The 5,530-nt window shown below is 46.5% G+C and carries 2 tRNA genes and 2 rRNA genes; all 4 read right to left on the bottom strand.

The features are described 5' to 3' along the window. Positions 1-76 precede the first annotated feature (76 nt). Positions 77-2,962 (bottom strand): 23S ribosomal RNA (locus EKL95_RS14765). 188 nt (positions 2,963-3,150) lie between these two features. Then, positions 3,151-3,224: transfer RNA gene (locus EKL95_RS14770), tRNA-Ala, on the bottom strand. A 90-nt stretch (positions 3,225-3,314) separates the two neighbouring features. Beyond that, positions 3,315-3,388, bottom strand: a tRNA-Ile gene (locus EKL95_RS14775). A gap of 194 nt (positions 3,389-3,582) precedes the next feature. After that, a 16S ribosomal RNA gene (locus EKL95_RS14780) occupies positions 3,583-5,096 on the bottom strand. Together the 16S and 23S rRNA genes with 2 tRNA genes alongside form the textbook arrangement of a ribosomal RNA operon. Between the last annotated feature and the right edge of the window lie 434 nt (positions 5,097-5,530).

The following is a 5,530-nucleotide window of genomic DNA, read 5'->3' on the forward strand; positions in this document are numbered from 1 at the left end:
TATCTTAACATACTGAGATAAAGAAAATAAAAAGTATTAGAAAGTTTCTTCCTGCCGATTGCTCGGCAGGAAAAGCGTACATAAGCTTACGGGTTATTAGTACTACTCGACTATGACATTACTGCCTTTACATCTATAGCCTATCAACGTAGTCATCTCCTACGACCCTTAAAAGAAATCTCATCTTGTGGTGGGTTTCGCGCTTATATGCTTTCAGCGCTTATCCCTTCCAAACGTAGCTACTCTGCGATGCCACTGGCGTGACAACAGATACACTAGAGGTTTGTCCAATTCGGTCCTCTCGTACTAGAATCAGATCCACTCAAATTTCTTGCGCCCACAGTAGATAGAGACCGAACTGTCTCACGACGTTCTGAACCCAGCTCGCGTGCCACTTTAATGGGCGAACAGCCCAACCCTTGGGACCTTCTCCAGCCCCAGGATGTGACGAGCCGACATCGAGGTGCCAAACCCCCCCGTCGATATGAGCTCTTGGGGGAGATCAGCCTGTTATCCCCGGCGTACCTTTTATCCTTTGAGCGATGGCCCTTCCATGCGGAACCACCGGATCACTATGCTCTACTTTCGTACCTGATCGACCTGTATGTCTCTCAGTCAAGCTCCCTTATGCCATTGCACTCTACGCACGGTTACCAAGCGTACTGAGGGAACCTTTAGAAGCCTCCGTTACTCTTTTGGAGGCGACCACCCCAGTCAAACTACCCACCAAGCAATGTCCCCCGCAAAGCGGGGTTAGGCCCTAGATAAACAAAGGGTTGTATTTCAACAATGACTCCACAACGCCTAGCGACGCCACTTCACAGTCTCCAACCTATCCTACACATCATTTATCCAAGGTCAATACTAAGCTATAGTAAAGGTGCACAGGGTCTTTTCGTCCCACTGCGGGTAAGCGGCATCTTCACCGCTACTACAATTTCACCGAGCTCATGGCTGAGACAGTGTCCAGATCGTTACACCATTCGTGCAGGTCGGAACTTACCCGACAAGGAATTTCGCTACCTTAGGACCGTTATAGTTACGGCCGCCGTTTACTGGGGCTTCATTTCAATGCTTCTCCGAAGATAACATCTCCACTTAACCTTCCAGCACCGGGCAGGTGTCAGGCCCTATACTTCATCTTACGATTTTGCAGAGCCCTGTGTTTTTGATAAACAGTCGCCTGGACCTCTTCACTGCGGCCTCGTATTGCTACGAGGCGACCCTTCTCCCGAAGTTACGGGTCTATTTTGCCTAATTCCTTAGCCATGAATCTCTCGAGCACCTTAGGATTCTCTCCTCGACTACCTGTGTCGGTTTGCGGTACGGGTACTTATTACCTGAAGTTTAGAGGTTTTTCTTGGAAGCCCTTAGGCGCACTATCTCTTCAACCGAAGTCTCCGAGTACTATCGTATTTCCCCAAGCCGCGTGGATTTGCCTGCGCAGCTTATAGGTAGGTACTTCAACGAACTATTCCGTCAGTTCGCGGCGCTTTCATCACTCCGTCACCCCATCACAGTAATAACTAGTACGGGAATATTAACCCGTTGTCCATCGACTGTCCCTTTCGGGTTCGCCTTAGGTCCCGACTAACCCACAGCTGATTAGCATAGCTGTGGAAACCTTAGTCTTTCGGTGTGCGGGTTTCTCGCCCGCATTATCGTTACTTATGCCTACATTTTCTTTTCTCACCGGTCCAGCATACCTTACGATACACCTTCTACCCTGTGAGAATGCTCCCCTACCACTTACAATTAATTGTAAATCCATAGCTTCGGTAATACGCTTATGCCCGATTATTATCCATGCTCGTCCGCTCGACTAGTGAGCTGTTACGCACTCTTTAAATGAATGGCTGCTTCCAAGCCAACATCCTAGCTGTCTGGGCAGACAAACCTCGTTCTTTCAACTTAGCGTATATTTGGGGACCTTAGCTGATGGTCTGGGTTCTTTCCCTCTCGGACTTGGACCTTAGCACCCAAGCCCTCACTGTTATGAAACATTATATAGCATTCGGAGTTTGTCAGGAATTGGTAGGCGGTGAAGCCCCCGCATCCAATCAGTAGCTCTACCTCTATATAACTTTAACCATAACGCTGCACCTAAATGCATTTCGGGGAGTACGAGCTATTTCCGAGTTTGATTGGCCTTTCACCCCTACCCACAGGTCATCCGAAGACTTTTCAACGTCAACCGGTTCGGTCCTCCACTATGTGTTACCACAGCTTCAACCTGCCCATGGGTAGATCACACGGTTTCGCGTCTAACACTACTGACTAAAGCGCCCTATTCAGACTCGCTTTCGCTACGGATCCGTGGCTTAACCACTTATCCTTGCCAGCAACGTTAACTCGTAGGCTCATTATGCAAAAGGCACGCCGTCACCCCACGAAAGGGCTCCGACCGCTTGTAAGCGTATGGTTTCAGGATCTATTTCACTCCGTTATTCACGGTTCTTTTCACCTTTCCCTCACGGTACTGGTTCACTATCGGTCTCTCAGGAGTATTTAGCCTTAGCGGATGGTCCCGCCAAATTCAGACAGGATTTCTCGTGTCCCGCCCTACTCAGGATACCACTATCGTTATCTTCTATTACTTATACAGGGCTATCACCTTCTTTGGCCCTACTTTCCAGTAGATTCTAATTCTATCCGCAACAAATATCGTGGTCCTACAACCCCAAAAATGCCGTAACATCTTTGGTTTGGGCTAATCCGCGTTCGCTCGCCACTACTTACGGAATCACTTTTGTTTTCTTCTCCTCCGCCTACTTAGATGTTTCAGTTCAGCGGGTTTGCCCACCTATCGGTGTACTATGTCTTCAACATAGTGGGTTGCCCCATTCGGGTATCTACGGATCATATCGTGTGTGCCAATCCCCGCAGCTTTTCGCAGCTTATCACGCCCTTCATCGCCTCTGAGAGCCAAGGCATCCCCCATACGCCCTTATTTTGCTTATTGTACCAACATTCAATTAAGAATGCCGTTTCTTTCACTTGTCTATAAATAAACAAGCAAAAAATGCTTTCTACTTTTTATTATTTTCTTATCTCAATATGTCAATGAACTTTAAAGTAGTGTTCAGTGTTCAGTTTTTAGTATTCAGTCGAAACTGAGTACTGATCACTGTAAGCTGATCACTCTTTTTGTGGAGAATAACGGAGTCGAACCGTTGACCTCCTGCGTGCAAGGCAGGCGCTCTAGCCAGCTGAGCTAATTCCCCAATCTTTTTTAATTATGAATTGTGAATTACCAATAACGATATATCGCGATTTCTCAACTCTAGAATTTCTTCTTTTTTTAAGTTAAATAGTTGTCTCGGACAGACTCGAACTGTCGACCCCTACATTATCAGTGTAGTACTCTAACCAGCTGAGCTACGAGACACTCTTTATACTTATGTCTAAAGCCGAAGGTCTTAAAGTCGAAAGTACTTGACTTTTGACATTGGACTTTACAACTTTACGACTGTAATATTATTTGAACTAACAGCAAGAGTAATATAATGTCAATATTTGTTTCCTTTTCGATATTTAGTCTTCTTTCCCTAGCGTGTATTACTACTAACACTAAGGCTCTAGAAAGGAGGTGTTCCAGCCGCACCTTCCGGTACGGCTACCTTGTTACGACTTAGCCCTAGTTACCAGTTTTACCCTAGGCAGCTCCTTGCGGTCACCGACTTCAGGCACCCCCAGCTTCCATGGCTTGACGGGCGGTGTGTACAAGGCCCGGGAACGTATTCACCGGATCATGGCTGATATCCGATTACTAGCGATTCCAGCTTCACGGAGTCGAGTTGCAGACTCCGATCCGAACTGAGAACGGTTTTGTAGATTCGCTCCTGGTCACCCAGTGGCTGCTCTCTGTACCGTCCATTGTAGCACGTGTGTAGCCCAAGGCGTAAGGGCCGTGATGATTTGACGTCATCCCCACCTTCCTCGCAGTTTGCACTGGCAGTCTTGTTAGAGTTCCCGACTTCACTCGCTGGCAACTAACAACAGGGGTTGCGCTCGTTATAGGACTTAACCTGACACCTCACGGCACGAGCTGACGACAACCATGCAGCACCTTGTAAATTGTCTTGCGAAAGTTCTGTTTCCAAAACGGTCAATCTACATTTAAGCCTTGGTAAGGTTCCTCGCGTATCATCGAATTAAACCACATGCTCCACCGCTTGTGCGGGCCCCCGTCAATTCCTTTGAGTTTCATTCTTGCGAACGTACTCCCCAGGTGGGATACTTATCACTTTCGCTTAGCCACTGAAATTGCTCCCAACAGCTAGTATCCATCGTTTACGGCGTGGACTACCAGGGTATCTAATCCTGTTCGCTACCCACGCTTTCGTCCATCAGCGTCAATATATTAGTAGTAACCTGCCTTCGCAATTGGTATTCCATGTAATCTCTAAGCATTTCACCGCTACACTACATATTCTAGTTACTTCCTAATAATTCAAGTCAGACAGTATCAATGGCCGTTCCACCGTTGAGCGATGGGCTTTCACCACTGACTTATCTGACCGCCTACGGACCCTTTAAACCCAATGATTCCGGATAACGCTTGGATCCTCCGTATTACCGCGGCTGCTGGCACGGAGTTAGCCGATCCTTATTCTTACGATACCGTCAAGCTGCTACACGTAGCAGGGTTTCTTCTCGTATAAAAGCAGTTTACAATCCATAGGACCGTCATCCTGCACGCGGCATGGCTGGATCAGGCTTGCGCCCATTGTCCAATATTCCTCACTGCTGCCTCCCGTAGGAGTCTGGTCCGTGTCTCAGTACCAGTGTGGGGGATCTCCCTCTCAGGACCCCTACCCATCGTTGCCTTGGTATGCCGTTACCATACCAACTAGCTAATGGGACGCATGCTCATCTTTCACCGTTGTGACTTTAATAGTTCCTTGATGCCAAGGTACTATACTATGAGGTATTAATCCAAATTTCTCTGGGCTATCCCTCTGTGAAAGGTAGATTGCATACGCGTTACGCACCCGTGCGCCGGTCTCTGTCTCCGAAGAAACATACCCCTCGACTTGCATGTGTTAAGCCTGCCGCTAGCGTTCATCCTGAGCCAGGATCAAACTCTTCATCGTATATTTGTGAGTTCAGATAAATCTGTTCTCTTTGTTTATGCGACTAAATTCTAGTGGTTTTTTCAAATCTCTCAATTCTATTACTCTTATTCTTTTGTCTTGTCTTTTGGACAAGACGGCTGTCAATTCAATATGTCTAGGAACGTGTTCTTTTATTTCTATCACCTCTATCAACACTTGTTATAGCGTTTCTCGAAGCGGGTGCAAAAGTACAACTTTCTTTTTAACTAACAAGAAAAATGTGAAGTTTTTTTGAGATAATTTTTATATCCCTTTCTTCTGCTTTTCTTATCAATCTATCAAGGAACATTGCGCGTTTTGCGGGGTGCAAAGGTAACATCCGTTTTCTATTCTCACAAGCTTTATCAAATCTTTTTTTGAAAATAAATTTTCCTTTTGATCTAAGTAACTTGCCAGTATTTTAAAGAACTTCT

It is taken from the genome of Flavobacterium sp. LB2P53, assembly GCF_003970305.1.
GTDB lineage: Bacteria > Bacteroidota > Bacteroidia > Flavobacteriales > Flavobacteriaceae > Flavobacterium.